Consider the following 3,118-nt stretch of genomic DNA (forward strand, 5'->3'; position numbering starts at 1 on the left):
CGGCACCTTCTTAGCCGCCTCTCGCGGCGACTGAGCGGGTGCCCAATACGAAGAAATTGGGCGTCTACGCCCGCTACCAGGAGACCCAGAAATGGACACTTGGGTCGTCGGCAGCTACGTACGCAACGGTCAGAAGTTCATGCTCGGCGTGCGGCCGTACCTCACCGAAGATGGCTGGTTCTTCGCAGTGTTCGAGAGGCCCTGCTGGGCTTCGAAATGGAAAGTAACAGAACTGGTCGGATACGCGATAGACGCTGACGCCCTACAGGATATCGAAATCACCTACTCGGAATTCGGCTTGGCATTGACGGAATCAGCTAGAAAAGCCCTCGACGAGTATCGTGCGACGCTGAGATGATCCGTCGGAATCGCGAATTAAGATCGATCATGAAGGAGCGGTGGCAGGTGATGCGGCGCTCCGTGTGCATGGCGGCCGAGGAGGCCGCGGTGCAACATGGGGCCAGCAGCTATGACGATCATCGAATTGGCTCAGCTTTACGTGTCAAGTCGGGTCATCTCAGATGGACACAAGCAGCATATCTTAAGGGTGGCCCGCAGGTTCCAGATCGCCACCGGTGTTGGCTCAATCGAAGAAATCACATCGCAACACTTAGCGGTCTTTGTCGCTTGGCTAAACACAGTCACCGGCAACGTGAACACCAAGGTGAACTATTTGGATCATGTTCGCCTTCTTCTGCGATACGCGGCCCGCTGTGGGCTTATCGACAAAGTGCCGGTGTTTCCGGAGATAAGACGTGCGCGACGTGTTCCGCGGGCCTGGACGTTGGAAGAATTCAAACGACTCTACGACGTCGCCAACCAACTGCCCGGACGAGTTGGAGTCCAGCTTGCGAGAATCTGGTGGCCAAGTCTCATCGCGACGGCGTACCATACCGCCAGTCGCATTGGTGCCCTGCTATCCACAACCTGGAGCGACATCGACTGTACGAAAGGGCTGATCGTCATTCGGGCCGAATCACAAAAGACGAAGAGGGAACAGATATTCCAACTCCCGGAGTATGTACTGAAAAAAATCTTGGCAATGCAATGGCCCGAGCGGAAGCTTATCTGGGAGTGGCCACATTGCCGCCGGTACTTCTTCACGAAATTTCGCCAAATACTTCGTCAATCGCAGTTGGAACCGCCTGCGGATGCACGGTTCTCTCTGTTTCACAAGATCAGGAGAACCGCGGCGTCGATTGCCGCTATGACATCTGGAATCCCAGCGGCACAAACACTCCTTGGTCACGCATCCGCAAGGGTCACGATAGAGCACTATATCGATCCGCATGCCATCGGACTCTCGGTGAACCTTCCCAGTCTGGAGTGAGGCAGGCCGGTGTGGCCTGGGGAGCTGGATCACAGGTTGCCTGGAGGTGGGACGCCTCGCGCGCTCCCCGTCCCGCCTCCCGGCTCGGGAGCGCGTCCCATGTCTTCGGAAACTCTTGAACAGCTTTCCAAGATGATCGCGGAGCATCTTCAGCGGCAGCAACCGCCAGCAGCGGCTCCGCAAACCGGCTTCGGTCTGCCCCAAATGCCGCCAATGGCCGGAATTGCACCGGAGATGTCACCCCTGCCGATGGGACCTATTCCGCAACCCACCGGGGTCAGTGTGGCGGTGAATGTGCCACTTCCAGACGGACGTGAAGTATCGGTGCGGGTGCACTTCGGTCCTGAGGCTGCAACGAATCTCCAGCAGTTCGCTGCGATGTGTCTGCAGATGTTCGGTCCGTACTTAGCGGCCAAGTCGCCGTACCAGTACGGGCGATGGAACGGATACTCGAACAGCCGCTATGGCAGGAGGTGATCCATGTGGCTGATCCCACCGCAACACGTCACTCTCGACATCGAAACCATTGCCGGGGATCCCTGCGAGGCTGAAGCCGCTCTTCGACGGACATTCTGTCCGGACAGCCGCTGGAAGCCCGCAACGATCGGAGAGCGGTACCTTCAGGCTCTGGAAGCTAAGAAAGAACGCCTCGCCCTGTTGGACACAGCGCCGATCATATCCGTGGCACTCCGCACAGAAGCGGACTGTCGGCTTCTGCATTGCATGGCCCTCGATGAGCCGTCGATTGCGGGGGTCCCGCTGGAAAGGCTTCCCGATCAACGGGCGTTGCTTCTGCGAACCCGCGACTATTTGGCAGCGGTTGGACCGGAAACGATCCTCGTAGGCCACAACATCAGGCACTTCGACCTTCCACGGCTTCGGCTGTCCATGCTTCGGTTGGGCATTCAGTTGCCGCCCTGTCTGGTGTGGCCGGAGCAGCCGGTTTACGACACGATGCAGATGTGGCGTTACTTTTCGCTTGATGAGAAGCCGCTCATCTCGCTCGATGAATGCCTGGAACTGGCTGGCCTTACGTCCCACAAGTCGGCCGTTACGGGAGCCGACGTTCCGGTCCTGTTCGAGAACAAGGACTATCGGACGATCGCGGCCTACGCGATTGCCGACGTGCTTGCCCAGGACGCTCTCTATCTCCGGATGACGGGTCAAGTGCCGGATCAGCTTCCATCCGTCGAATCGTCAGCCACTGGGAACGAGGCAGTCCAGCCTGAGGCTGCCCCGCAATCCCTGGAATCCGTTCTGAGTGAGCTTGGTATCTAGAAGGAGCGCGCAGATGAGAGAGGTACTGATCGAGAACGTTGGACCCATCGAAAAGCTGGCCATTCCACTTCCGGAAGCCGGGGTTGTCGTCCTCAGGGGACGTAACGGCGTCGGAAAGAGCCATGCCTTGGCGGCGGTTGATTCACTGGTCTCGGGGCGAGGAAAACCGCCGTGTCGTGACGGTGCGGTCCGTGGGGCTGTGGAGGGCTTTGGGGCGAAGCTCACCATCGGCAGGAGCACACGGCGGCTAGGTGAAGCGGAAGTGCTCACGTTAGAAGGACGGCTGGACATCAGCCAGTTGGTGCAACCCCCCATCAAGGACGAGGAAGCGGCGGACCGCCAGAGGATCAAGGCCCTGATCCAGCTCTCTGGCCAGTCCGCCGACCTCAACGCTTTTGAGTCTATTCTACCCGAAAACGTGAGCCTTGGTGAGTTGGTGCCACCCAGCGAACAAGACAACGATCCGGTGGTGTTTGCCGGGCGGCTCAAGCGGGCCCTGGAGGCCGAAGC

General features: G+C 58.9%; 5 protein-coding genes. All 5 read left to right on the forward strand.

All coding sequences use genetic code 11. The features are described 5' to 3' along the window. The first annotated feature begins 91 nt into the window (after positions 1–91). The gene (locus ABJK56_RS16055) at positions 92–358 is read left to right on the forward strand and encodes a hypothetical protein (protein WP_297036600.1); all 267 of its coding nucleotides are present in this window, start codon (positions 92–94) and stop codon (positions 356–358) included. Between the two features lie 96 nt (positions 359–454). Then, the gene (locus ABJK56_RS16060; protein WP_347245688.1) at positions 455–1,330 is read left to right on the forward strand and encodes a tyrosine-type recombinase/integrase; all 876 of its coding nucleotides are present in this window, start codon (positions 455–457) and stop codon (positions 1,328–1,330) included. 99 nt (positions 1,331–1,429) lie between these two features. Further along, on the forward strand, positions 1,430–1,807 hold the full coding sequence (locus ABJK56_RS16065; protein ID WP_347245689.1) for a hypothetical protein: 378 nt from the start codon (positions 1,430–1,432) through the stop codon (positions 1,805–1,807). A gap of 3 nt (positions 1,808–1,810) precedes the next feature. Then, the gene (locus ABJK56_RS16070; RefSeq protein WP_347245690.1) at positions 1,811–2,608 is read left to right on the forward strand and encodes a hypothetical protein; all 798 of its coding nucleotides are present in this window, start codon (positions 1,811–1,813) and stop codon (positions 2,606–2,608) included. A 13-nt stretch (positions 2,609–2,621) separates the two neighbouring features. Beyond that, the coding region (locus ABJK56_RS16075) for a hypothetical protein (protein WP_347245691.1) at positions 2,622–3,118 on the forward strand (497 nt) is incomplete at its 3' end.

Source organism: Thermogutta sp. (assembly GCF_039793925.1).
In the GTDB taxonomy this organism is placed as follows: domain Bacteria; phylum Planctomycetota; class Planctomycetia; order Pirellulales; family Thermoguttaceae; genus Thermogutta.

Coding starts and splice junctions, on each gene's coding strand:
- ABJK56_RS16070 (WP_347245690.1), top strand. CDS start 1,811: ATGTGGCTGATCCCACCGCAACACGTCACTCTCGACATCGAAACCATT.
- ABJK56_RS16060 (WP_347245688.1), top strand. CDS start 455: ATGGGGCCAGCAGCTATGACGATCATCGAATTGGCTCAGCTTTACGTG.
- ABJK56_RS16055 (WP_297036600.1), top strand. CDS start 92: ATGGACACTTGGGTCGTCGGCAGCTACGTACGCAACGGTCAGAAGTTC.
- ABJK56_RS16065 (WP_347245689.1), top strand. CDS start 1,430: ATGTCTTCGGAAACTCTTGAACAGCTTTCCAAGATGATCGCGGAGCAT.